18 protein-coding genes and 1 pseudogene are annotated in these 24,016 nt (G+C 67.8%); 13 read left to right on the top strand and 6 right to left on the bottom strand.

The window, feature by feature from the left end; genetic code table 11:
• Positions 1-238 precede the first annotated feature (238 nt).
• Together rny and miaB are read left to right on the top strand one after the other, a co-directional pair.
• Positions 239-1,966 carry a ribonuclease Y gene (gene rny, locus RM423_RS06805; RefSeq protein ID WP_311422257.1) on the top strand — a complete coding sequence of 576 codons (1,728 nt, stop codon included), beginning with the start codon at positions 239-241 and terminating at the stop codon, positions 1,964-1,966.
• Positions 1,967-2,093: 127 nt separating this feature from the next.
• Positions 2,094-3,563 (top strand): tRNA (N6-isopentenyl adenosine(37)-C2)-methylthiotransferase MiaB, encoded by a 1,470-nt coding sequence (gene miaB / locus RM423_RS06800; protein WP_311422256.1) that lies wholly within the window; start codon positions 2,094-2,096, stop codon positions 3,561-3,563.
• 22 nt (positions 3,564-3,585) lie between these two features.
• On the opposite strand, the gene RM423_RS06795 is transcribed toward miaB, so the two are convergent.
• Positions 3,586-4,770: a DUF349 domain-containing protein gene (locus tag RM423_RS06795; protein WP_311422255.1), complete on the bottom strand. Its 1,185-nt coding sequence runs from the start codon at positions 4,768-4,770 to the stop codon at positions 3,586-3,588.
• 58 nt (positions 4,771-4,828) lie between these two features.
• Between RM423_RS06795 and miaA the strand changes: the two genes are divergently transcribed.
• The 4 genes from miaA (at position 4,829) to tatA (ending at position 8,678) form a co-directional block, all read left to right on the top strand.
• Positions 4,829-5,773: a tRNA (adenosine(37)-N6)-dimethylallyltransferase MiaA gene (gene miaA, locus RM423_RS06790; RefSeq protein ID WP_311422254.1), complete on the top strand. Its 945-nt coding sequence runs from the start codon at positions 4,829-4,831 to the stop codon at positions 5,771-5,773.
• Positions 5,770-6,621, top strand: a complete 852-nt coding sequence (gene dapF, locus RM423_RS06785; protein WP_311422253.1) for a diaminopimelate epimerase — start codon at positions 5,770-5,772, stop codon at positions 6,619-6,621. The genes miaA and dapF overlap by 4 nt, the downstream gene beginning before the upstream one ends.
• Positions 6,622-6,678: 57 nt before the next feature.
• Positions 6,679-8,205: a GTPase HflX gene (gene hflX / locus RM423_RS06780; protein ID WP_311422252.1), complete on the top strand. Its 1,527-nt coding sequence runs from the start codon at positions 6,679-6,681 to the stop codon at positions 8,203-8,205.
• A gap of 110 nt (positions 8,206-8,315) precedes the next feature.
• A complete protein-coding gene (tatA, locus tag RM423_RS06775; protein WP_311422251.1) occupies positions 8,316-8,678 on the top strand; it encodes a Sec-independent protein translocase subunit TatA in 363 nt (120 codons plus the stop codon).
• A gap of 29 nt (positions 8,679-8,707) precedes the next feature.
• Here the strand turns inward: tatA and lexA are convergent, their stop codons facing one another.
• Entirely contained in the window at positions 8,708-9,526 is an 819-nt protein-coding gene (lexA, locus tag RM423_RS06770) for a transcriptional repressor LexA (RefSeq protein ID WP_396327622.1), read from the bottom strand.
• A gap of 1,271 nt (positions 9,527-10,797) precedes the next feature.
• On the opposite strand from lexA, the gene nrdR reads away from it, so the two are divergent.
• Both nrdR and RM423_RS06760 read left to right on the top strand, forming a co-directional pair.
• Positions 10,798-11,292, top strand: coding sequence for a transcriptional regulator NrdR (gene nrdR / locus RM423_RS06765; protein ID WP_311422249.1), 495 nt, complete (start codon positions 10,798-10,800; stop codon positions 11,290-11,292).
• A gap of 272 nt (positions 11,293-11,564) precedes the next feature.
• Positions 11,565-14,351 carry a vitamin B12-dependent ribonucleotide reductase gene (locus tag RM423_RS06760; protein WP_396327630.1) on the top strand — a complete coding sequence of 929 codons (2,787 nt, stop codon included), beginning with the start codon at positions 11,565-11,567 and terminating at the stop codon, positions 14,349-14,351.
• 231 nt (positions 14,352-14,582) lie between these two features.
• Here the strand turns inward: RM423_RS06760 and RM423_RS06755 are convergent, their stop codons facing one another.
• The 3 genes and pseudogenes from RM423_RS06755 to RM423_RS06745 form a co-directional block, all read right to left on the bottom strand.
• Entirely contained in the window at positions 14,583-15,260 is a 678-nt protein-coding gene (locus RM423_RS06755; protein ID WP_311422247.1) for an MFS transporter, read from the bottom strand.
• Between the two features lie 74 nt (positions 15,261-15,334).
• A pseudogene (locus RM423_RS06750) lies at positions 15,335-15,871 on the bottom strand (MFS transporter); the annotation flags it as partial.
• A 110-nt stretch (positions 15,872-15,981) separates the two neighbouring features.
• A complete protein-coding gene (locus RM423_RS06745) occupies positions 15,982-16,446 on the bottom strand; it encodes a rhodanese-like domain-containing protein (RefSeq protein ID WP_311422246.1) in 465 nt (154 codons plus the stop codon).
• A gap of 71 nt (positions 16,447-16,517) precedes the next feature.
• Between RM423_RS06745 and RM423_RS06740 the strand changes: the two genes are divergently transcribed.
• The 5 genes from RM423_RS06740 (at position 16,518) to RM423_RS06720 (ending at position 22,575) form a co-directional block, all read left to right on the top strand.
• Positions 16,518-17,477 (top strand): helix-turn-helix domain-containing protein, encoded by a 960-nt coding sequence (locus RM423_RS06740; RefSeq protein WP_311422245.1) that lies wholly within the window; start codon positions 16,518-16,520, stop codon positions 17,475-17,477.
• Between the two features lie 351 nt (positions 17,478-17,828).
• Positions 17,829-19,460 carry a DUF3352 domain-containing protein gene (locus RM423_RS06735; protein WP_311422244.1) on the top strand — a complete coding sequence of 544 codons (1,632 nt, stop codon included), beginning with the start codon at positions 17,829-17,831 and terminating at the stop codon, positions 19,458-19,460.
• A gap of 226 nt (positions 19,461-19,686) precedes the next feature.
• Positions 19,687-20,805: an LLM class flavin-dependent oxidoreductase gene (locus RM423_RS06730; RefSeq protein ID WP_311422243.1), complete on the top strand. Its 1,119-nt coding sequence runs from the start codon at positions 19,687-19,689 to the stop codon at positions 20,803-20,805.
• Between the two features lie 128 nt (positions 20,806-20,933).
• Positions 20,934-21,761: a formate/nitrite transporter family protein gene (locus RM423_RS06725; protein ID WP_311422242.1), complete on the top strand. Its 828-nt coding sequence runs from the start codon at positions 20,934-20,936 to the stop codon at positions 21,759-21,761.
• A 4-nt stretch (positions 21,762-21,765) separates the two neighbouring features.
• Complete coding sequence (locus RM423_RS06720) at positions 21,766-22,575, top strand: exodeoxyribonuclease III (protein ID WP_311422241.1); 810 nt, start codon at positions 21,766-21,768, stop codon at positions 22,573-22,575.
• A 16-nt stretch (positions 22,576-22,591) separates the two neighbouring features.
• Here RM423_RS06720 and RM423_RS06715 read toward each other — a convergent pair whose 3' ends face one another.
• Positions 22,592-23,914, bottom strand: coding sequence for an FAD-dependent oxidoreductase (locus tag RM423_RS06715; RefSeq protein WP_311422240.1), 1,323 nt, complete (start codon positions 23,912-23,914; stop codon positions 22,592-22,594).
• Between the last annotated feature and the right edge of the window lie 102 nt (positions 23,915-24,016).

The raw sequence follows: 24,016 nt of genomic DNA, 5'->3' as shown, positions 1-24,016 counted from the left end.
GATGTGCTGCGCCCATGCCGCAGCTCACTGACATATAGCGCCGAGTGTTCGTCCGTTTGATCGTTGCCAGCCAAAGTCAGTCAGGCGGCCCGGTATCGCCCGCCTGTCTAGTCTGCGGTAGCGACACGGGTGGCCGAGCCATCGCCACTGGCGGCACGATGCGACGGATCCCACCTCCTGGGTGTGCTGTTGCGATGAGTCTTGACTGACGCGTCGCCTCCACGAGAGGAGGACGTAGATGAATCATTCGGTTCAATTGGTGGCGGTCGCCGCCGCATTCTTGTTACTCCTGGTCCTCGGGCTTCGGTTCCTGTCCGTGTACGCGAGCCACAAGGGCACTCCCGCCGCAGGCGGGGCAACCGTCGCAGAGGCGGCAGTTGCCGATCAGGGAGCTAATGCCCTTCGGGCCGCTGAGGCCGAGGCCGACGCCGTGCGTGAACGAACGCAGCGAGACGTTGAATCGGCGCGCCGGTCGCTGAACGTCGAGTTGGAATCGCTACGCCGGGCCGCCCAAACGGAAGCGGACGCGAACCGGGCGAGCGTTGAAGCGATGAAAGCTCGAGCGGAGGCGTCGGCCACGGATCTGCTGGCTGACGCGCGACGCAGCGCGGACCGCGAACTCCAGACCCGGACGGCCGCGGCCGAGGGAGTCGACGCAGATCTGAACGCACGTGGCGCCGACCTCGACCGGTGCGCTGAGGAGTTGGCGTCGGCCGGCGCCGAACTGGAACGGCGGCGAACCGGGCTTGACGCGGAGCAGCACTCTCTCGACGCGCTCCGCGCCGAACTAGAGACCGTTCGGGAACAGCTGGACGTAGACCGGGTGGCAGCACTGGAGCGCGTCGCCGGACTCAGCTCGGACGAGGCGAAAGCCGAACTGCTCGCCTCCGTCGAGTCCCATGCCCGCCGTGACGCCGCCACCCTGGTGCGCTCCATCGAGAACGAGGCACGCGCCGAAGGCACCGAGCGCGCCCGAGCCATTGTCGTGGACGCGGTGCAACGGGTCGCCAGCGAGCAGACCGCCGAAACCGTGGTCAGCGTGCTGCATCTGCCCAGTGACGAGATGAAGGGCCGCATCATCGGCCGCGAGGGCCGCAACATTCGCGCCTTCGAGTCGGTCACCGGTGTCAACGTGATCATCGACGACACCCCGGAGGCGGTGCTGCTGTCCTGCTTCGACCCGGTGCGGCGAGAGATCGGCCGGATCACTCTCGAGAAGCTGGTGCTCGACGGCCGGATCCACCCCCACCGCATCGAAGAGGTGTACGAGCAGGCGACCGTCGAGGTGGACGAGCTGTGTCTTCGGTCGGCTCGCGACGCACTCGCGGACGTGGGCATCACCGACCTCGATGAGCGTTTGATTCCGACGCTGGGGCGGTTGAAGTACCGCACCAGTTACGGCCAGAACGTGCTCGGCCACCTGGTTGAAACCGCCCACATCGCCGGAGTCATGGCCAGCGAACTCGGGCTCGAGCCGAGTTTGATCAAGCGGTCGGCGTTCCTGCACGACATCGGCAAGGCGCTCACGCATGCGGTCGAGGGCAGCCACGCAGTCATCGGAGCCGATCTGCTGCGTCGATACGGCGAAAGTGAGGCGGTCGCCCACGCCGTCGAGGCCCATCACAATGAGGTTCAGCCCAAGACCGTCGAAGCAGTGCTGACCCAGGCCGCCGACGCCTGCTCCGCGTCGCGCCCTGGGGCTCGGCGAGAATCACTCGAGGCCTACGTCAAGCGCCTGGAGCGAATCGAACAGATCGCGACCGCCCGGCCCGGTGTAGAGCGGGTGTTCGCCATGCAGTCCGGCCGCGAAGTCAGGGTCATGGTGCTGCCCAACGAGGTTGACGACCTCGGCGCCGGAGTGATTGCCCGCGAGGTGGCCAAGCAGATCGAGGACGAGCTCACCTATCCGGGGCAGATCCGTGTCACCGTGGTGCGGGAGTCTCGTGCTACCGAGGTCGCGCACTAGCCCGGGGCCTGTTCATCCGGCCGCGCGCTCGAGCGCTTGGTATGGCGGCACGGCGCAGGCTGACGCCAAGGGCGCGTGTCGGCCGGGCGGGTGGCCTCGTACTCTTGACCCCGATATGGATGCCTCGATGACCGCTGACCTCGCACCCGCCCCAAGCGGCGACAGCCAACGTACCTACGCGATCCGTACGTACGGCTGCCAGATGAACGTGCATGACTCCGAACGCCTGTCCGGTCTGCTCGAACAGGCCGGCTACGTGCGCGCCGACGATCAGAGCGGGCGCGAGGCCGACCTGGTGGTGTTCAACACCTGTGCGGTACGCGAGAACGCCGACAATCGGCTCTACGGCAACCTCAGCCAATTGGCGCCGATCAAGAAGACGCGACCGGGCATGCAGATCGCCGTCGGCGGCTGCCTGGCACAGAAGGACCAGGCAGCGGTGCTCACCAAGGCGCCCTGGGTGGATGTGGTGTTCGGTACCCACAACCTGGCGAGCCTGCCCGTCCTGCTCGAGCGTTCCAGGCACAACCACGAGGCCCAGGTCGAGATCCTGGACTCCCTCGCGAACTTTCCGTCCGACCTGCCCAGCCGTCGGGAATCGGCGTTCTCCGCGTGGGTCTCGGTCTCGGTGGGATGCGACAACACCTGCACGTTCTGCATCGTGCCGAGCCTGCGGGGTAAAGAAACCGACCGACGGCCGGGAGATGTGCTCGCCGAGGTCGAGGCGCTGGTGGCGCAGGGCGTGACCGAGGTGACTCTGCTCGGTCAGAACGTCAACTCCTACGGTCGCTCGTTCGGTGACCCGCTCGCCTTCGGCAAGCTGCTGCGAGCCTGCGGTCGGATCGATGGGCTGGACCGGGTGCGGTTCACCAGCCCGCACCCGCGCGACTTCACCGACGATGTCATCGCCGCCATGGCCGAGACGCCGAATGTGTGCCCGCAGCTGCACATGCCGATGCAGTCGGGGTCCGACGCGGTCCTGCGGGCGATGCGTCGCTCGTACCGGCAGAGCCGCTACCTGCAGATCATCGACTCGGTCCGGGCCGCGATGCCGCACGCCGCCATCACCACCGACATCATCGTCGGCTTTCCCGGCGAGACGGAGGCGGATTTCGCCGAGACGCTCCGGGTGGTCGAGCAGGCGCGCTTTGCCAGCGCCTTCACCTTCCAGTACTCGCCGCGGCCCGGAACTCCGGCCGCGATGATGGACGGCCAGATTGCGAAGGCCGTCGTCCAGGAACGTTACGACCGGCTGATCGAGCTACAGGAGCGGATCAGCTGGGATGAGAACAAGCGGCTGGTCGGCACCGATGTCGAGGTCCTGGTGAGCTCGTTCGAGGGCAAGAAGGACCACGCCAACCTGCGCACCTCTGGACGGGCGCGGGACGGCCGGCTGGTGCACGTTCTCGCCGGGAACGTCGCGGTGTCACCCGGTGATCTGGTGACCGCGCGGATCACCTACGCGGCCCCGCACCACTTCGTCGCCGACGGCGGAATCAGCGCGCACCGGCCCTGGCGGGGTACGGCCTCGCCTGCGCACCAGGCGCCGTCGGCACCGACGAAGCCGCTGCTCAGCATCGGCCGCCGGCCGGCCTGACTGGTCGGCTTCGTCGGTAGCGCTACTCGGGGAGAAGCGCCTTCCGGCTGGCCACATCAGCCTCGGCCTTGGCGATCCGGCCGGCGTCACCGGAGGCCTGGGCCCTGGCCAGCTTTGCCTCAGCCTCGGCCAGTCGCTCACGCAGCTGCGCCAGGAAAGGGTTGGACTCCGTGGCTCCGCGCTTCCACTCGGCGTCCAGGGCCTCGCGCACCCGCTGCTCGGCGGCGCGCATCCGTGCTTCCACTCGGGGCATCGCGTCCCGGGGCACGTGCCCGATCGCCTCGAGCCGCTCCTGCAGGTCACGCAGCGCTACCTGCGCGTGGCGCGGGTCCGACACGTCGAGCGCCACCGCCTCGGCGATGATGGCGTCCTTCTCCTTCAGGTTCTGCACCTGCTCGGCGTCCCGCTCGGCGAATACTCCCGAGCGCCGTTCGAAGAAGGCGTCTTGAGCCGCGCGAAACCTCTTCCAGAGCGCGTCCTCGGTGCTGCGGTTGGCCCGCGGAGCGCTCTTCCACTGGCCCATCAGATCCTTGAGGGCATCAGCGGTCTCGCGCCAGTCGTCCGAAACGGACAGCGCCTCGGCCTCGGCTACCAGGCGCTCCTTGATGGACTTGGCCGTCTCACGCTCGGTGTCCAGATTGGCGAAGTGGCTGCCCCGCCGCTTGCCGAACGCGTCGCGGGCCGCCGCGAAGCGCTTCCACAGCGTGTCATCGGTCTTGCGGTCGATGCCCTTGATCAGTTTCCACTCGTCCACGATGGTGCGCAGCCGGTCGCCCGCTGCCTTCCACTGGGTCGACGTCTCGGCGATTGCCTCGGCTTCGGCGGCCAGTGCCTCTTTCTTCGCGATCGCGCCGGCCTTGGCCGCCTCACGCGCTTCAGCCTGCTCACCCATCTTGGCGTCGGCGGCGGTGATCAGTGCGACGAGCTGGGTGTCCAGCGCCGCCAGGTTTCCGACTGCGGCGACTGTCGGCAACGAGGCGTGCAGAGTCATGGCCTGCGACTTGGTCGCCTTCGCATCGCCCGCACCGGACTGCAGCCGCTTGGTCAGCAGCGCTACTTCGGTCTGCAGGTCTTCATAGCGGCGGATGTAGTAGGCCAGCCCCGCTTCGGGGTCTCCGGCCTGCCACGAGCCGACCTCTCGCTCGCCGTCCGCGGTCTTCACGAACACCGTGCCGGCGTCGTCAATACGTCCCCACTCCGAACTCATATCGAGCATTAGACACGACTGCGGAGGGTGGCGGTGCAGCCGGTTAGCCTGTTGCAACGTGACTGTCACCGATTCCGCACCAGCCGGACCGCCTGTCGTTGCGGTGATCGGACCGACGGCAACCGGCAAATCCGACCTCGCGGTGGCCCTCGCGCGGCGGATGGACGCCGAGATCGTCAACGCCGACTCCATGCAGCTGTACGAGGGTATGGACATCGGCTCGGCGAAGCTCGTCGAGGACCAGCGCGGCGGAATCCGCCACCATCTGCTGGACGTTTGGCCGCTGGACAAGTCGGCGGCGGTGGCCGAATACCAGACGCTGGCTCGGGCGGCGATCGATGACATCCGCGATCGGGGCAAGGTGGCCGTGCTGGTGGGAGGCTCCGGCCTCTACATCCGCGGCGCGCTCGATCGGCTGGACTTTCCGGGGGAGTCGCCGCCGGTGCGCGCCCGGCTGACCGCTGAGCTGGAGTCAGTGGGCGCCGCCACGCTGCACCGCCGGCTGGCAGCCCTGGACCCGGCGGCTGCCGCGGCGATCCTGCCCTCCAACGGACGGCGGATCGTCCGCGCGCTCGAAGTCATCGAGATCACCGGCAAGCCGTTCGTCGCGGCGATGCCGGCATTCGAATCGATCTATCCAACAGTCCAGCTAGCCCTTGATCGTCCGGATCTCGATGATCGCGTGCGGCTGCGGGTGCCGCGCATGATGGAGCAGGGGCTGCTCGATGAGGTCCGTCGGTTGCTGCCGCTGGGACTGCGCGACAGCCCCACGGCGTCCAAGGCGCTCGGCTACCAGCAGCTGCTGGCGGTACTGGACGACGACGGCGCCGTGCGGGGCGACCTGGACGAGGCGCTCGAGTCCACGATACGGGGGACGCTGCGATTCGTCCGACGGCAGCGCTCGTGGTTCCGCCGGGACCCGCGGCTGCACTGGTTGGACTCATCAACACCGGATCTGATCGATACCGCCGTGACGGTGCTGCCGCCTATGCTGGTCCGATGACGCACACTTTGACCGCTCTGAAGGGTCACGGCACCGAGAACGACTTCGTCGTGCTGCCGGATCTGGATGCGCACCTGTCGCTCTCGCCATCACTGGTGCGGGCGCTCTGTGACCGGCACGCGGGCTTGGGCGCGGACGGCGTGCTGCGCGTGGTGCGCACCGAACTGGCCACCGAGCCTGATGTGCGCAAGCAGGCCGGCGAGGCGGAGTTCTTCATGGATTACCACAACGCCGACGGGTCCATCGCCGAAATGTGCGGCAATGGCGTCCGGGTGTTCGGGTGGTATTTGCGGCAGGCAGGCCTGATCGAGGGGACCACGACCATCGCGACCCGCGGCGGCCCGAAGACGCTGAGCTTCGACGGATCGAACGTCAGCGTCGACATGGGGATGGCGAGCCCCCGCCCGGAGCGTCCGACCGTCCGGGTGACCGGTCTGGCCGAGGTGTTCGGGTCCATCGCGATCGACCTGCCCAATCCACACGTCGTCGTCGAACTGGACTCGGTGCAGGATCTTTCGGTGCTCGATCTGACGCAGCCGCCGACGGTTGAGCCGGGCCTGCCCGACGGGCAGAACGTGGAGTTTGCCGTCCGTACCGGCCCGCGGCGCATCCGGATGCGGGTGCACGAGCGCGGCGTGGGTGAGACCCGATCCTGCGGCACCGGCATCTGTGCGGCCGTGGTCGCGGTGGCGGGGGACAGCGCCGGGACCGACGAGTGGCTGGTCGATGTGCCAGGAGGCCAGTGCCGGGTGTCCTGGCGTGACACCGGTGAGGTGGTGCTGTCCGGGCCGGCGGTCCTGATGGCAACGGTCGAGATCGGCGCGGACTGGCTCGCCGAGCACCGTTAGTGCTCTGAGTGAAATTGCGTCGCATTCAGGGGCGCCCTGGTGTCACCATGGAAGACGATGACTGCTGACCAACGAACAGATGCCGGCAAGGGCGCCACGGCGCCGGTTGCTGAAGAAGCGACTCACGACCTCACGGTGGCCTCCGACGGGCACAGCTCCTCGGGCAGCCAGTCGGGTGTTCGGCGATTCACCACTGACTCCGCTGACGGCCCTGACTTCACGCTCGGCGAGTACGACCTGTCCGAACGCGCGGCGCTGCGCCGCGTCGCCGGCCTGTCGACAGAGCTCACCGACATCACCGAGGTCGAATACCGGCAACTTCGCCTCGAACGCGTCGTGCTCGTGGGCGTGTGGACCACCGGAACTCTGGCCCAGGCCGAGAACTCGATGCGCGAGCTGGCCCGGCTGGCCGAGACGGCTGGCTCCGAGGTTCTGGACGGGCTCGTGCAGCGCAGGGACCGCCCGGACCCCGCAACCTACATCGGCTCGGGTAAGGCCAAGGAGCTCCGTGATGTCGTTGATACGACCGGCGCGGACACCGTCATCTGTGACGGTGAGCTGGCCCCTGGCCAGCTCAGGCAGCTGGAAGGGGTCGTGAAGGTGAAGGTGGTCGACCGGACCGCGCTGATTCTGGACATCTTCGCCCAGCACGCCCGGTCCCGCGAGGGCAAGGCCCAGGTGGAACTGGCCCAGCTGCAGTACCTGGTACCGCGTCTGCGCGGTTGGGGTGAGTCGCTCTCGCGGCAGGTCGGTGGACGGGCCGCGAACGGTGTCGGCATCGGTGGCCGTGGCCCCGGTGAGACCAAGCTCGAGATCGACCGGCGCCGCATCACCGCGCGGATGTCGAAACTGCGCAAAGAGATTTCCGGCATGAAGACCGCCCGCGACGTCAAGCGCTCCCGTCGCGACAACAACCAGGTTCCCTCCGTGGTCCTGGCCGGCTATACCAACGCGGGCAAGTCCTCGCTGCTCAATCGGCTCACCGGTGCCGGTGTCCTGGTCGAGAACGCGCTGTTCGCCACGCTGGATCCGACGGTCCGCCGCGCGGAGACCTCCGACGGCCGGGTGTACACACTGTCGGACACGGTCGGTTTCGTCCGGCACCTTCCGCACCAACTCGTCGAGGCTTTTCGGTCCACCCTGGAGGAGGTCGCCGCCGCGGATCTGATCCTGCATGTCGTGGACGCCTCCGACGAGGACCCGGAAGCACAGATCAAGGCCGTGCGCGAGGTGCTTGCCGACATCGAGGCGCTCGACGTGCCGGAGCAGATTATCTTCAACAAGGTCGATGACGCCGACGCCGAGACCCAGCTGCGCCTGCGCAGCCTGGTGCCCAGCGCGCTGTTCGTCTCGGCCCGCACCGGATTCGGCCTGGACGACCTCCGGCAGCTCATCGAGGAGCGCTTGCCGCGGCCGGATCGCTCGGTGGTGGCGCTCATCCCGTACACCCGTGGCGATCTGCTCGCCCGGATCCACTCCGACGGTGAAGTGGTCTCCGAGGACCACACGAACGATGGGACGCTGATCAGCGCGCGGGTTCGTCCCGATCTGGCCGCGACGCTGGAAGAGTTCGCCACGGTGTAGGCGCCGCGCGCGGTATCGAATCCGCTGCACTCCGCGCTCCGCACCGCTCTGGTTCGGCCCGTGCCGCGTAGGCTGAGTGATGTTGCTGCCGTCGACAGGGAGACAAAGGCATGCCTGGTTTGGAAGCGCCGTCGCACTGGGTGATTCTCGCCCTCGTAGTGCTGGTCCTGTTTGGGTACAAGAAGCTGCCGGAGATGTCGAGGTCGGTTGGTCGCTCGCTTCGCATCTTCAAGACTGAGATGAAGGGCATGGGCGAGGACGACTCCAGCCGCGACGCGGCAGACACCCACGCTGGCCCGCCGGTAGCAGGGACGCCGGTTGTCCCCACTGCGCCGGTCAGCCCGACAGCGCCCGTGGTGCCGGTCGTTCCGCCGGTGGCCACGGTGGTGTCGCCGGTGCCGGACTCGACGCAGACCGAGCCCGCCGCCGGGGCGCCACGGGAAGCACCTCAGCAGCAGGCCCAGGCCCAGTAGGACAGACGCAGCGACAGGACGCCGCTGCGTCATACCTTGCGCAGAACCGCCACGACGCGGCCGAGGATGGTCGCGTTATCGGCGGGGATGGGCGAGTAGGCCTCGTTGTGCGGAAGCAGCCAGGCGTGCCCATCGCGACGCCGGAATGTTTTCACCGTCGCCTCTCCGTCGATCATCGCGGCCACAATCTCGCCGTTGTCGGCGTCGGGCTGCTGGCGCACGACCACCCAGTCGCCGTCGGTGATCGCCGCGTCGATCATCGAGTCGCCCTGGACCTTGAGCATGTAGAGCGTGCCCTCGCCCACCAGGGTTCGCGGTAGCGGAAAGACGTCTTCTACGACCTGCTCGGCCAGGATGGGTCCGCCGGCAGCGATGCGCCCGATCACCGGAACGAGCACCGGGGTAGGCGAACCGGCATTGAGAGCGTCGTCCGCGACCGGATGTAACCGGGGCTGAGTAGAGGCGGACTCCTCGTGTTCGTCGGGGGAGCGGACGTCCAGGGCCCGCGGCTTGTTGGGGTCCCGACGAATGAAGCCCTTGTGCTCTAGCACCGCCAGCTGATGGCTCACGCTGGACGTCGACTGCAGGCCGGCCGCATCGCCGATCTCTCGCATGCTCGGTGGAAAGCCGCGATTCTGCACCGAGTCCCGGATGACATTCAGAATGACGCGCTGCCGGGCGGTGAGGCCGTCTCCGGTGTCGTTGTCGGGCAGTTCGGCCAATGTGCTGTTCTTCGGTCGTCCGGGACCCCGGCGGGGCGGCGTCGTGGGTGTCTTGGGCACCGGGAGTCTCGCTTTCTCGTCTCTGGCCGGCGTGGCCGGCACGGCAGCGGCTGTGGCAGTCCGCAACCGTTCGCTGCTGTCGTTCCGCTCGCCCGCTGATGCCCGACCGCGCTGGTCACACAGCGGATGAAGTGCCCTGAAGATAGCGCGGTGGCAGCACTTATTTCAAACGTCCGTTCGATTCGGCGTGTCGGATCCCTAGCTTCTGTCGGACCCTTGTAGTAGACATTCGGAGAGGCGTTCGATCGAAAGTATGTTCGAACCGGAGGCGGGCTTGGTGCCCGACGAATGAGGAGGACGGCCATGTCAGTCGCTAGCGAGTTCGCCCCCGAGGTTTCCATCCCAGCGCGTGCCCGCGGGCGCAGCCGAGCGGTCGCGAAGCCTGCTCGCGCGCTGCGCCTGGTCACGCCTTCCCGCGAGGCGATGTGGTCAGCGGTTCCCCGGCCTGCGGTGACCATCTTGCCCAGCGCGTCACCGGACGCACGGGCGCTTCTCCCGCGCCGCGGTCCTCGTGCCGCCGTCAGCGGGTCGTCGGTGCGCCTGCTCCGCGCAGGCGCCCCGGCTCGCGCGCTGACGTGTCCGGCACCGCGTCCGGCCGTGAGCCCTGCCGTGCCGACGCTCCGCGCCGCCCCCTTGGCCTCAGCCCGCCGGTCAGCAGTGCGGCTTACCCGTCGGGGCACGGTCGTGCTTTCGGTGGCTGTGCTGGGCCTGGGGACGTTGATGCTGCTGGTAGCGCATCTCTCGCTCGGGTCCGCCGATGCCGGGGCTCCGCCTGTGAGCGCCGCACCGGTGACAGTGCAGGCAGGCGACACCCTGTGGTCGATAGCGCAGCGCGTGGCGCCCAACCGTGACCCGCGGCCGGTTGTGTCGCGACTGCGGAGTGTCAACCACCTCGGCACCGTCGCCTTGACGCCTGGCCAAACCCTAAAGCTCGGCTAGAGGTACAGCTCTGTTGCCATGGCCGTCGGCGCCCTGACCGACCGGGTTGGTATGCCAGTGAGCCGCCATGACCACCTGAGCACATACCAACCCGCACGCAGAAAGAGCGAGCAGCCGCCATGTCAGCGAGCGCCGCAGCTCAAGATCATCGCCGGACAGCGACACGCGCGGGTCAGCCCACAGCTTGCGGAAGCTTCGATCACCATCTAGCGTTCACCCCTAGATGTAGTAGTTACATGCATGTCGTTCGTCCACAGGTTGATTTTTCCGTCCACAGGCGTCCACAGGTAGAACCGCCCCATCCACCGGCGGTCCCCACCTTGTGCACACCCGTCTGGGGATGGTCCTGCGGGGGATGCGGCCGAAACCAGCACGGCTGAACCGAGGGAGTAGCCCGCATGCGGTGCCCGTACTGCCGTCATCCTGACTCACGGGTGACCGACTCCCGCGAGCAGGACGAGGGCCAGGTCATCCGTCGGCGCCGTAGCTGTCCCGAGTGCGGCAAGCGCTTCACCACGGTCGAGGAGGCAACCCTGGCAGTCATCAAGCGCAGCGGGGTGACCGAGCCCTTCAGCCGTCAAAAGGTCATCAGTGGCGTCCGGCGCGCCTGCCAGGGGCGTCCGGTCGACGAGGACGCACTGGCACAGCTGGCACAGACCGTCGAAGAGGCGATTCGAGCCACCGGCTGTGCCGAGATTCCGGCGCCCGAAGTCGGACTGGCGATCCTCGGCCCGCTGAGGGCGCTGGACGAGGTCGCCTACCTGCGGTTCGCGAGTGTGTACCAGGCCTTCAGCTCCATCGACGACTTCGAGAAGGCAATCAGCGAGCTGCGCGGCGAGCATCGCGATGCGACGGCTGAACAGAGCACGGCGACGGCCGAACTGAGCACCTGATGCCGCCGAACTAAGCACCTAGTAAGGCGATGCCACCGGGGTTGGCATCGCAACCGAGCGACACCACCAGCACCAGCACCAGCATGAGCATGGGCACCAGCCAGTCACACGGGAATCAGAGAAAAGGGGAACAGCCGGCTATGACCGAGGTTGTCGAAGGCGGATCCACCGGAAGTTCAGCATCGGGTGCCAAGGGCGCCGGCAAGTCGGCGGCCAATGCCAAGCACTCAGGCGAGGCCCGCACGGTCAAGGCGAGCGCCAAGTCGCAGCCGGTGTATCCCTCGAACGGCCTTGCCGTCGAGCGGGTCTACACCACCGAGGGCACCCACCCCTACGACGAGGTGGACTGGGAGCGTCGGGACGTCGTCATGACGAACTGGCGCGACGGATCGATCAACTTCGAGCAGCGTGGCGTCGAGTTCCCGGTGTCCTGGTCGGTCAATGCCGCCAACATCGTGACGACGAAGTACTTCCGCGGCGCGGTCGGGACCAGTCAGCGTGAGTGGTCGCTGAAGCAGCTGATCAACCGCGTCGTCCACACCTACCGCACGGCCGGCGAGGAGTACGGGTACTTCCGCTCCGCTCAGGACGCCGAGGTGTTCGAGCACGAGCTCACCTGGATGCTGCTGCACCAGGTCTTCAGCTTCAACTCGCCGGTGTGGTTCAACGTGGGCACGACCTCGCCCCAGCAGGTCAGCGCCTGCTTCATCCTCGCGGTCGACGACAAGATGGACTCGATCCTGAACTGGTACCGCGAAGAGGGCCTGATCTTCAAGGGCGGGTCGGGCGCGGGGCTGAACCTGTCCCGGATCCGCTCATCCAAGGAGCTGCTGTCCTCCGGCGGTACCGCGTCCGGACCGGTCAGCTTCATGCGGGGCGCCGACGCCTCCGCGGGCACGATCAAGTCCGGCGGCGCGACCCGACGCGCGGCGAAGATGGTCGTGCTCGACATCGACCACCCCGACATCGTCGAGTTCGTCGAGACCAAGGCCCGTGAAGAGGACAAGATCCGGGTGCTCCGCGACGCCGGGTTCGACATGGACCTCGGTGGCGCCGACATCACCTCGGTCCAGTACCAGAACGCCAACAACTCCGTCCGGGTTTCGGACGAGTTCATGCGCGCCGTCGAAGAGGGTGGCCAGTTCGGGCTGCGTGCTCGTACGACGCACGAGGTCATCGAGACCGTCGATGCCAAGGGCCTCTTCAACAAGGTCGCCAAGGCCGCGTGGGAGTGCGCCGACCCGGGCATCCAGTACGACGACACCATCAACGACTGGCACACGAACCCGGAGTCGGGCCGGATCACCGCCTCGAACCCGTGCTCGGAGTACATGAGCCTGGACAACACGTCCTGCAACCTCGCCTCGCTGAACCTGATGAAGTTCCTGGGCGAGGGCAACAGCTTCGACTCGGAGAAGTTCGTCCAGGCCGTCGAGCTGATCATCACGGCGATGGATATCTCGATCTGCTTCGCCGACTTCCCGACGGAGTCCATCGGCATCAACACCCGCGCCTACCGGCAGCTCGGTATCGGTTACGCCAACCTCGGCGCGCTGCTGATGGCCTCGGGCCTGGCGTATGACTCGGACGCAGGCCGCGCGATGGCCGGCGCCATCACCTCGCTGATGACCGGTACCGCATACCGCCGCTCCGCGGAGCTGGCCGGCGTGGTCGGCCCGTACGACGGCTTCGCCCGCAATGCCGAGGGCCACGCCCGGGTGATGCGCAAGCACGCGGCCGCCAACGACTCGGTCCGGTTCTTCCACGAGACCGACAAGTCGGTGCTCGCGCACGCTACCGCCGAGTGGGCCAAGTGCCTCAAGATCGGTGCCGACAACGGCTGGCGCAACGCCCAGGCGTCGGTGCTCGCCCCCACCGGGACCATCGGCCTGATGATGGACTGCGACACGACCGGGATCGAGCCGGACCTGGCGCTGGTCAAGTTCAAGAAGCTGGTCGGCGGCGGCTCGATGCAGATCGTCAACCAGACGGTGCCGCGGGCGCTCAAGGCACTCGGCTACCAGCAGGAGCAGATCGAGGCGATCGTCGAGTTCATCGGCGAGCACGGACACGTGCAGGACGCGCCGGGCCTCAGGCCGGAGCACTACGACGTCTTCGACTGCGCGATGGGCGCCCGGGCGATCCGCGCGATGGGTCACGTGCGCATGATGGCCGCCACCCAGCCGTTCCTCTCCGGGGCGATCTCGAAGACCGTCAACCTGCCGGAGTCGGCCACCGTCGAGGACATCGCCGACGTCTACTACCAGGGCTGGAAGCTCGGGCTGAAGGCGCTCGCGGTCTACCGCGACAACTGCAAGGTCGGTCAGCCGCTGTCAGCCGGCAAGGGCGCCAAGCAGGACGCCGTCGCGACCCCCGAGGCTGCTCCGGTTGTCGAGTACCACCCGGTTCGCCGGCGGCTCCCCAAGTCCCGTCCGTCCCAGACCGTGTCCTTCGCTGTCGGCGGGGCAGAGGGCTACCTGACCGCCGGCTCGTACCCCGACGACGGCCTGGGCGAGGTGTTCCTCAAGCTGGGCAAGCAGGGGTCGACGCTGGCCGGCGTGATGGACGCCTTCTCCATCGCCATCTCGATCGCCCTGCAGCATGGCGTTCCGCTGGAGACCTACGTCTCGAAGTTCACGAACATGCGCTTCGAGCCGGCCGGTTTGACCGATGACCCGGACATCCGGATGGCGCAGTCGATCGTGGACTACATCTTCCGGCGGCTGGCGCTGGACTACCTGCCCTTCGACACCCGGTCGGCACTCGGCATCTACACCGCAGAGGAGCGGTCCCGCCAGCTCGACACCGGCAGCTACGCGCCGACCAGCGAGACCGAGGACGACCTCGAGGCCTTGGCCCAGTCGGTGCCGGTGACCGAGCGCAAGCCGCAGGTCACGGCCGAGGTGAAGTCGGACGTGCACAGCTCCACCGAGCTGCTGGAGTCCATCATCGGCGTGTCGGCCGACGCGCCGCTCTGCATGAACTGCGGGACGAAGATGCGCCCGGCCGGTTCCTGCTTCGTCTGCGAGGGGTGCGGCAGCACATCTGGCTGCAGCTGATGGACGTGTCACCGAAATGTGAGGCAGAAACGGTTACTAAGTGTCACGCGAGCTCACGATTTTGCCCGTGGTCATGAGTGAGAACGTGAGCCGCCCCGGCCCTCTTGAGGAGGGCCGGGGCGGCTGTTCGTTCAGGACGTGCTTGCCGAGGTCCTTCGCCTCTGAACATGCACACCGGTGTCAAGGAACGGACCGCCTTCGGGTCGACTTCGTGGTTTCCGACCCCGCTCGTCAGGGCTGGCTGCTGTGGGCGTGAGCGGACAGGCATAGCCGACACCGCTTCGACGCCTCGTCATGGCCGGGTATCAGTGATCCGCAGCGGGGACCGAAGCAGCGGGAGGAAGCAGAGGGTGGCGACGAAGGCCGCGGTGAGCATCGCGGCGCGGAGCCCGAAGTGCGCGCCGATGAGCCCCGCGCCGAGTGATCCGATCGGCAACGCCCCCATGAGAGAAAGCGATGTACCGACGTCGCCTGCGCGCGCATCGCCGGGTCGGAGTTGCGCGGGCGCAGAGTGATGGCGTTGACGGCGAAACACCCCTGGCCGAGGCCGACGAGCAGTGTTCCGACGGCGAGCGGAAGCTGCGGGTGGCGTTCGGCTGCGAGCGCTCCGGCGACAGACGGTACGGCGGCCCAGATCAGCGACGGTCCCATGCCCAGGCGTGCACTGGCGTACTTCGACAGGACCGAGCCGATGGGAAAGCCGATGGCTCCGAGGCCGATGACGATACCGAGTTCGGCCGGCGACATGTGCAGGGTGCGGACGGCGAAGACCACGATCAACGTCTCGTACATGGCGGAGCCGAGGTTGTAGGAGGCACCGGCCCACATGATCGCGTTGAGAACCGGGTTGCGGCGCACGTAGCGGATGCCGTCGGTGATCTGTGCCCGCAATGATCGCCTCGGTGGCACGGGGACAGCCGGCACGTCGAGTGCCTGCACACTTCGCGGGGTGAGAACGATGGCGAGCAGGCCGTGACGCTGAGCCCATAGGTGAGGGCGTCGACAGCGAGCGCGCCCGTGGGGGAGAGCGCGGCGACGGCCATCCCGCCGACTGCCGGTCCGGCGAACAGCGCGCTCGATTCGGACAGTGACAGGCGAGTGTTCGCGGCATGCCAGTAGTCGTCGTTGGCGATGAGTTCGGGGACGACAGACTGGTAGGCGACCTGGAAGAACACGGTGCCGACGCCCAGGCTCAGCGCTGCGACGAAGAGCACGCCGAGGTTGTGCACGCCGAGTACGAGGACAGTGGGAAGCACGGCGACGGTGACGCCGCGGAGCACGTCTGCGGCGAGCATTGACCGCAGCAGCCCGTGCCGAGCTACCCACACACCCGCGGGCAGGCCGAGGACGAGGAACGGAAAGCGGAGGCAGACGCCGAGGACCCCGATGCTCAACGTTCCGGCGTGCAGGTGTTGAGCGGCGGCCAGGGGGAGCGCGAGCAGCGTGATCTGGTCGCCCACGAGGCTGAACGACTGACCCGCCCACAACAGATGGAACTGGTGGCCGAGGTACCGCGCCACGCGTCGTCGCCCGGCGATCGGTGCCGGCCGCTGCACCGCGGCCGGATCCGGTGCGGGCGGAACCCGGTCACATGGGTGGGCGTCGTGGGGCGAGTGTGTAGCGTTGTCGGTCAACTCCGCTCCGGCGAGACCAGCGAGACCGGCAACCCCTGCGAGACCGGCAACCCCTGCGAGGCCTCGACCGGGAGACCCTCGCGGAGCCAGCCGTCCATGCCACCCGGCATCTCTTTGACGCGCCTACCGAGAGCGGCGAAGCGAACCGCTCCTCGCGTCGAGGCGTTGCAGTGGGGGCCGTTGCAGTAGGTCACGATCACCGCCGACTCGTCGCTGATGAGTTCCGCGATGGTGGCGGCGGTGATGCGGCGGTGAGGGATGTTGATCGCGCCGGGGACATGGCCGCCCGCGAACAGTTCGGGGCCGCGGCAGTCGACGACGACGAACCCGGTCACCCCTGCCGCGATATCCGCCCCCACGTCGGAACAGTCGGTTTCGAACGCCAGTCGGCCGCCGAAGTGAGTCACTGCCGCCTGCTGGTCCGCGGCGTCGTATTCGAGGACGTTGGAGCGAATGCGCATACGAACGATCGTCGGCGCTCCAGCGCTCGGCGGCGAGTGGCTGTAAGGACAAGGTTCGATAAGATGCAGCCATGATCCGACTGGCGCCGCACCGTATTGTTACGTTGGGCTACCGCGGCATGTCCCCGTTCGAGCTGAGCATCGTCATCGAGGTGTTCGGACTTTCTCGCCCGGAACTCGACGTCCGGCGGTGGTACTCGGTGGATGTGTGCGCCGTCGACCCCGGCGTCCAGCCAGCCGTCGGTGGCATCTCGATCACCGTGCCGTACGGCATCGCAGCAATCGACGATGCCGACACCGTGATCGTGCCCGGTTGGCCCGTGTACAGCGACGTCCCGGAGATCCTCATCGATGCGATCCGGCGAGCCCATTCCCGAGGCGCGCGCATCGTTTCGATCTGCTCGGGCGCGTTCGTCCTCGCTGCCGCGGGAATTCTGGAGCGACGTGAGGTCGCGACGCACTGGCTGCACGCGGACCTGCTTGCCGCGCGGTACCCGAACCTCACGGTCAACCGGGACGTGCTCTACACCGACGAGGCAAATCTGTTGACCTCAGCCGGATCCGCGGCAGGCATAGACCTGTGCCTGCACCTTGTCCGCCGGGATCACGGCGCGGCCGTCGCCAACCAAGTCGCCCGACGGCTCGTCGTGCCGGCCCACCGCGAGGGTGGCCAGACACAGTTCATCGAACGCCCCGTTGCGGTCGACGGAGAAACCACCGTCCACGACATTGTCGACTGGATGGACCGCAACCTCTCCACCCCGATGACCGTGACGGTCCTCGCCCGCCGCGCGCACATGTCCGAACGCCACTTCACCCGCCGCTTCCGGGAGATCACCGGAGAAAGCCCCGTCCACTGGCTCATCGGCCGCCGCGTCGACGCGTCGCTGGAATTGCTCGAACACGGCGCCACCGCCATCGAAGACGTCGCCAGGACGATCGGCTTCGCCAACGCGATCACCTACCGGCATCACTTCCGCTCGCGGATGCACACCACCCCGATGGCCTACCGACGCGCCTTCCGTGCATGAGCACCGTGGTCGACCGGCTCACCGGCCGGCCCCTGCTCAGATTCCGGCGGTGGGCAACTTGGCCTGGGCGCGGTGGCAGCGACCTTCGCCATCGGGCACGTGATCCCGAACCCCGCGGCCTGATCACGGGTGTCCTGCCATTCGACGAATTAACTTGCTTTTCACATGGAGATCATGCAGTCTGGCGTTCTTGTCGAAGCGTGCCGCCGACTGCTCGTGGCTCCACGAACCCATGATCGCACTGACTGAAACCGTACGACTAAACCGTACGACCGGTTTGAGGGTGACCGGGCGCAGTTTCAGCTCGAACGTCCTTCCCCGAAGAGAATGTGTAGAGAAACGAGCCCGGCCATGAGTGACGACACACCGTTTCCCCCGGCGTCTGACGACGCCGGTGGCGCCCCACACCAGCCGGCGTACACGCCGGTGCCGAATCCGGTGACCCAACCGGTCTACGGTGCGCCCGGCGCCGACTGGAGCGCTCCGGACGCCACCTACCTGGCGGTTCCCGAGCCGGAGAAGAAGAAGCGCACGGCCCGGACGCTGGTCGGGGCCGGGGTGGCCGCGGTCGTGGTGCTCGGCGCGGGCGGTGGCGCCTATGCCTATTCGGCGCTGGCAAGTCACGGAACACAGCCTGAGACCGTGGTTCCGGCCACCGCCGTCGCCTTCGCCAAACTCGATCTCGACCCGGCGGCGGATCAGAAAATCGCTGTGTTCCAGTTGACACGCAAGTTTCCCGACCTCGCCAAAACCTTCACCGACAAGAACAAGGTGAAGGACTCCAGCCTCGCCAAGCTGTTCTCCGACAAGCCCGGCGGCCTGAACTACGACCATGACATCAAGCCGTGGCTGGGTAGCCGGATCGCGGTGGCCTACGTTCCGGACGCGGCCAATCCGGCCGGTGCTGACACGGTGCTCGTGGCGGGTTACACCGACGAGGCCAAGATGAAGGCCTCGCTGGCGCGCTACCAGGCCACCGCCGCCCAGAAGATCGGCTACACCACCCGCAAGGGATACGTGCTGATCAGCGACACCCAGGCGCATGCCGACGCGGTCGCGTCCGCCGACAATGCCGGAACGCTGAGCTCCAACAACACCTATCGATCCGACACGCGTGCGCTGCGCGGCAACCAGATCGCCGTGGCATGGGTCGACGTCGCTGCCGTGGCGAAGCTGGCGGCCAAGCAGCTGCACACCTCCAGCGCCTCGTCGATAGGCGCGTTGACCGCGATGGGAGGCGGCGGCCGGATCGCGATGGGCATCCACGCCGACTCCAGCTACGTGGAGCTGAGCGGCGCCACCTTCGGTACGGCCAAGACTGCCACCGTCCCGGTTGCCCGCAGCATCTCCGCGCTGCCTGCAGACACCGCTGGCGCGCTGGAGATCAGCGGCTTGAGCGGCCAACAGACCAAGAGCTGGAGCAAGCTGCCCCAAGCCCAGCAGGACGAGATCAACCGGCAGTTCGACGGGCTGGGACTGCACCTGCCCGAGGACTTCAGTGCCCTTCTCGGCAGCGACATCACCGTGTCGGCCGGCCCGCGTACGGGTGCCGGAACCACGCCGGTGGCGGCGCAGGTCGTCACCGACGGCGGAGCTCGCGCGGTCTCGATCCTGCGGACCTTCATCGACGGCTTCAACCGGTACGGGCGGCAATCCGGTGCGGGCCAATCCGGTGGGGGCTCCTTGCCGGTGACGGTGCTTGCCACCAGCAAGGGCTACGCCATCGCCAACGACCCGACGTATGTCAAGAGCCTGCAAACACCCAGCAGTGCGACGCTGGGCTCCACGTCCCTGTTCAAGGACGCCGTACCGCACGCCGACGGCGCCCAGATCGTCGGCTTCCTCAATGTCGGCTCGCTGCTGAACGCTCCCGGCGTCACCGACGAGGACCGGCGCACCCTGTCCCACATCGGGGCGCTCGGCCTGAGCGCTACCCAGAACGCCGGCGCCGGCAGCTTCGACCTGCGGGTGATGATCAAGTAGCCCCTGGCTAGCCTGGCACCGTGGCGAGCGTGGCCTGGTCACCGAGTTGCACCAGCGGGCCTTGCGCCGGTTCGGACCGGTGGACGCCGAACTGCTCGGGGTCGGCTATCTGGATGAGCTGGCGGGCCGGCAGCTGCGGTGGCAGGACGTCGCCGGCCCCGCGTGAGGAACGGAATACGAACCTCGGGCAAACGGTTGCATAGACAACTAGATCTGAGGAGTAACCATGCAGTTCGGTATTTTCACCGTCGGCGACGTCACCACCGACCCCACCACCGGTCGCACCCCGACCGAGCATGAGCGCATCAAGGCGATGGTGGCTATTGCCCGCAAGGCCGAAGAGGTAGGCCTGGACGTCTTCGCCACGGGAGAGCACCACAACCCGCCGTTCGTCCCGTCCTCACCCACGACGATGCTCGGCTACCTCGCGGGGCAGACCGAGAAGCTGATCCTCTCGACATCGACCACCCTGATCACCACGAACGACCCGGTGAAGATCGCCGAGGACTTCGCGATGTTGCAGCACCTCGCGGACGGCCGGGTGGACCTGATGCTGGGGCGTGGCAACACCGGCCCGGTCTACCCGTGGTTCGGGCAGGACATCCGCCAGGGAATTCCGCTGGCGATCGAGAACTACGCGCTGCTGCACCGGTTGTGGCGTGAGGAGGTCGTCGACTGGGAGGGCCAGTTCCGTACCCCGCTGCAGTCCTTCACCTCGACCCCGCGCCCGCTGGACGACGTGCCGCCGTTCGTCTGGCACGGCTCCATCCGCAGTCCGGAGATCGCCGAGCAGGCCGCCTATTACGGTGACGGCTTCTTCGCCAACCACATCTTCTGGCCGAAGGAGCACTTTCTCCGGCTGATCGACTTCTACCGGCAGCGCTTCGCCCACTACGGCCACGGCACCCCGGAACAGGCCATCGTCGGGCTCGGCGGCCAGGTGTTTCTCCGCCCGAACTCCCAGGACGCCGTTGCTGAGTTCCGCCCGTACTTCGACAACGCCCCGGTCTACGGCCACGGCCCGTCGCTGGAGGAGTTCACCGAGCAGACCCCGCTCACCGTGGGCAGCCCGCAGGAGGTCATCGACAAGACGCTCACCTTCCGCGAGCACTTCGGCGACTACCAGCGTCAGCTGTTCCTGATGGACCACGCCGGCCTGCCGCTGAAGACCGTGCTGGAGCAGCTGGACCTGCTCGGGGCTGAGGTGATTCCGGTGCTGCGCAAGGAACTCGACGCGATGCGCCCCGCGACCGTGCCGGACGGTCCCACCCACCAGTCGCTGCTCGCCGCTCAGCAGACCGCTGAGAAATCGGGCACCGAAGAAATGGAAGCCAGCCGGGCATGACCGAACGCACCCTCGTCGCCGTGACGGCGCAACCGCCGGCCGGCTATCGCTAGACTTTCGTGGGGCTTTGCGCCGCCGGGCGTGAGAGCACACGCCGCGTCCGCGCCCGGCGTCCCCGAGGAGTAACCGTGACCCGATCCGATGATCCGGTGCGTTCACTGACCTCGCCGGTCGGTGCGCGTGATGAGCCGGAAATCGAAGAGGCCTTCGATCGGCTGATGCAAGAGGGCGACGACCGGCTCAACCGGCCGCTGCTGCCCTTGCTCGCGATCGGATTCCTCGGCGGGGTCGATGTCGGGGTCGGTGTGCTGGCCTACCTGGTCGTGCGCAGCGAGACCGGCAACAGCCTGCTGGGCGCGCTGGCGTTCACGATCGGCTTCGTGGCGCTGCTGATGGCGCGCAGCGAGCTCTTCACCGAGAACTTCCTGGTGCCGGTGACCGCGGCCGTGGCGGGCGCCGGATCGGTGTCGAAGCTGCTGCGGCTCTGGGTCGTCACCCTCTTCTTCAACCTGGTCGCCGGACTGGCGATGGCCGGGATGATCGTAGTCGCGCTGCCCAGCGTCCAGCCGGTCGCGCGGGAGGCGGGTTCGCACTACGCCCACCTCGGCGTCTCGTGGCGGTCATTCTTCCTCGCCGTGCTGGCCGGTGCGGTGATCACGCTGCTGACCCGGATGCAGCACGCCACCGACGATCTCGGGGTGAAGATCGTCCCCGCGATCCTGATGTCCTTCGTCCTGGTGGGCGCGCAGCTCTTCCATTCCGTCCTCGACTCGATCCTGATGTTCGCCGGCCTCTTCAGCGGCGGCGTCGACTACACCTGGTGGAACTGGCTCGGCGCGCTCGGCTGGTCGGCCTTCGGCAACCTGCTCGGCGGCCTGGTGCTCGTGACATCGGTGCGGTTGCTGCGGGTGCCGCATCGGGTGGCCGAGGAGCGATCCAACCGCGAGGATGATTGAGCGCATGCGCGTCGTCACCTGGAACGTCAACTCGATGAAGGCGCGGCTGCCGCGGTTCCTCAGCTGGGCTGCCGAGCGGCAGCCCGACGTGGTGCTGATGCAAGAGACCAAGACTGACGACGCGAGCTGGCCGGCCCCAGTGTTCGCAGACCTCGGCTACGAGTCGGCGCATCTGGGCACGGGCCGCTGGAACGGCGTGGCGGTGCTCTCGCGGGTCGGTCTGGAGGATGTCAGCTACGGCCTGGACGACCAGCCCGAGTTCGACGGCGTGGCCGAAGCCCGCGCGCTGGGTGCGACCGTCGGCGGAGTGCGGCTCTGGTCGCTCTACGTGCCCAACGGCCGGGGCGTCGGCGTGCCGCACTACGAGTACAAGCTGGAGTTCCTGCAGGCGGTACGCGCCCAGGCCCGGGCGGAGCTGCTGCAGCTGGGGCCGACGACGCCGTTCGGCGTGCTCGGTGACTTCAATGTCGCCCCGCACGACGACGACGTCTGGGACATCGGCGCGTTCGGCGGCTCCACCCACGTCTCGGCGCCCGAGCGAGCCGCGATCGAGGCCATCCGGTACGACGGCCCGGACGAGGTGCTCAGCGACCTGATGCCGCGCGCCTCGATCGATCCCGCCGACACCCGGCACCCGTACACGTTCTGGGAGATGCGGATGCTGGGCTTTCAGAAGGGCCGCGGCATGCGGATCGACCTGGTGCTGGCCAACGCCGCGCTGGCCGAGCGTGTCAAGTCGGTCTGGGTCGATCGCGACACCCGCAAGGGGCAGGGGCCCTCCGATCACGCGCCGCTGGTGCTGGACCTGAGCTGAGCCGGAGCCCTGGGGGTCAGCGCGGTGCCTGTCGCGCCGCCCGCAGCACCTTGACCATCATCGCCGGCTTTCTCAGCGCCGCCGGGTCCATGATCAGGTGCTGCACGGACGTGAACACCCGCCGGATCTCGGGATCCACCATCGAGGCCTGCTGCACCCGCCGGGCATAGCCGTTGAGAAACCGGATGCCGTGCGGGCGCGGTCCTACCGTCTCGGGATAGCAGAAGTCACCGCCCGCGGCGAACTGCCACGGCGTCGCCACGATCTTCCCGGCTCGGGAGTAGTACTCCGCGGACAGCGCTGTGCCGGTGCGCCGGTGCCGGTCCAGCAGCTCCGCCAGGGCCACCGCCTCCAGCGCCGCACAGGTCATTCCCTGGCCGTAGATGGGGTTGAAACTGCAGATGGCGTCACCCAGGGCTAGGTAACCGGCAGGCACCGTGGCGAGGTCCTCGAAGTGCCTGCGGCGGCTGGCGGGATACTGGCACAGCACCAGGTCGGTCAGCGGTTCGCAGGTCTCGACCAGCCTTGCGATGGCCGGATGTGGCAGCGCCCGGGCATGCCGGTCGAAGGCCTCGGCGTCGCGCGGAAACGAGTCGTGCCAGCCACCGAGCGAGATCAGCCAGCGGTTCCCCTCGATGGGCAGCGCCAGGCCTGCCCGCTTCTCCACCGGCGGGCTGGGCAGGCAGAACACCGCCGAGCCCTCGGGAAGGTCGCTGGGACGGCGGCGGTACAGCCGAGTGGCATACCCGACGCCAACCTTCACTTCGGTAACGGCCGGTGCCGGTACGCCGAGAGCACCCAGCCAGGAATTGGACCGCCCGCCCCGGCCGGTGCAGTCGACCACCAGGTCGCTGGGAATCACCTCGCCGTCGTCCAGGCGGACTCCCGTGATCCGATCGGCGGCGCCGAGCAGGGCCGACACCGCCGTCTGATCCCGGAACTCCACATTGGCCAGCGCCTGGACGCGGCGGCGGACGGTGAGTTCGAGCAACGGACGGCTGAAGGTCACCAGCCGCAGCTCGGACTCCATGCGGGGCCAGATCGCACCGAAGCGGTAGAACGACAGGTCGGTGCCGGGGTCGAAACGCACTCCGCCGGCGTCCACGAGCTCATCCAGCAGGCCCGGAAAGAGCCCGTCCAGCGCCCGCTGACCGGCAACCAGCAGGACGTGACCGTGCCCGCTCTGGGTCACGCCCCGGCGCGGCGTGGCGTCCTGGCCCAGCTCGTCCCGGTCCAGCACCAGCACCCGTTCGAAGCGGTCGGCCAGCGTCCGGGCGGCGCACAGGCCCGCGATGCCGGCTCCGATGACCACGGCGGTCTGTCCTGCCAGATTGCTCATCCGGTCATGCTAGGCATAGTCCGCGCCGGATCGTCAGCTATCCCCGCGAACGGGCGTTGTGGGAGGTATTTTGGGGACCCTGACCATTTCGTGGAAGGCACC

This window comes from Jatrophihabitans lederbergiae (assembly GCF_031845305.1).
In the GTDB taxonomy this organism is placed as follows: Bacteria; Actinomycetota; Actinomycetes; order Mycobacteriales; family Jatrophihabitantaceae; genus Jatrophihabitans_A; species Jatrophihabitans_A lederbergiae.
Note: the sequence above shows the minus strand (reverse complement) of the source record. Positions and strands in the feature narration are given on the sequence as shown.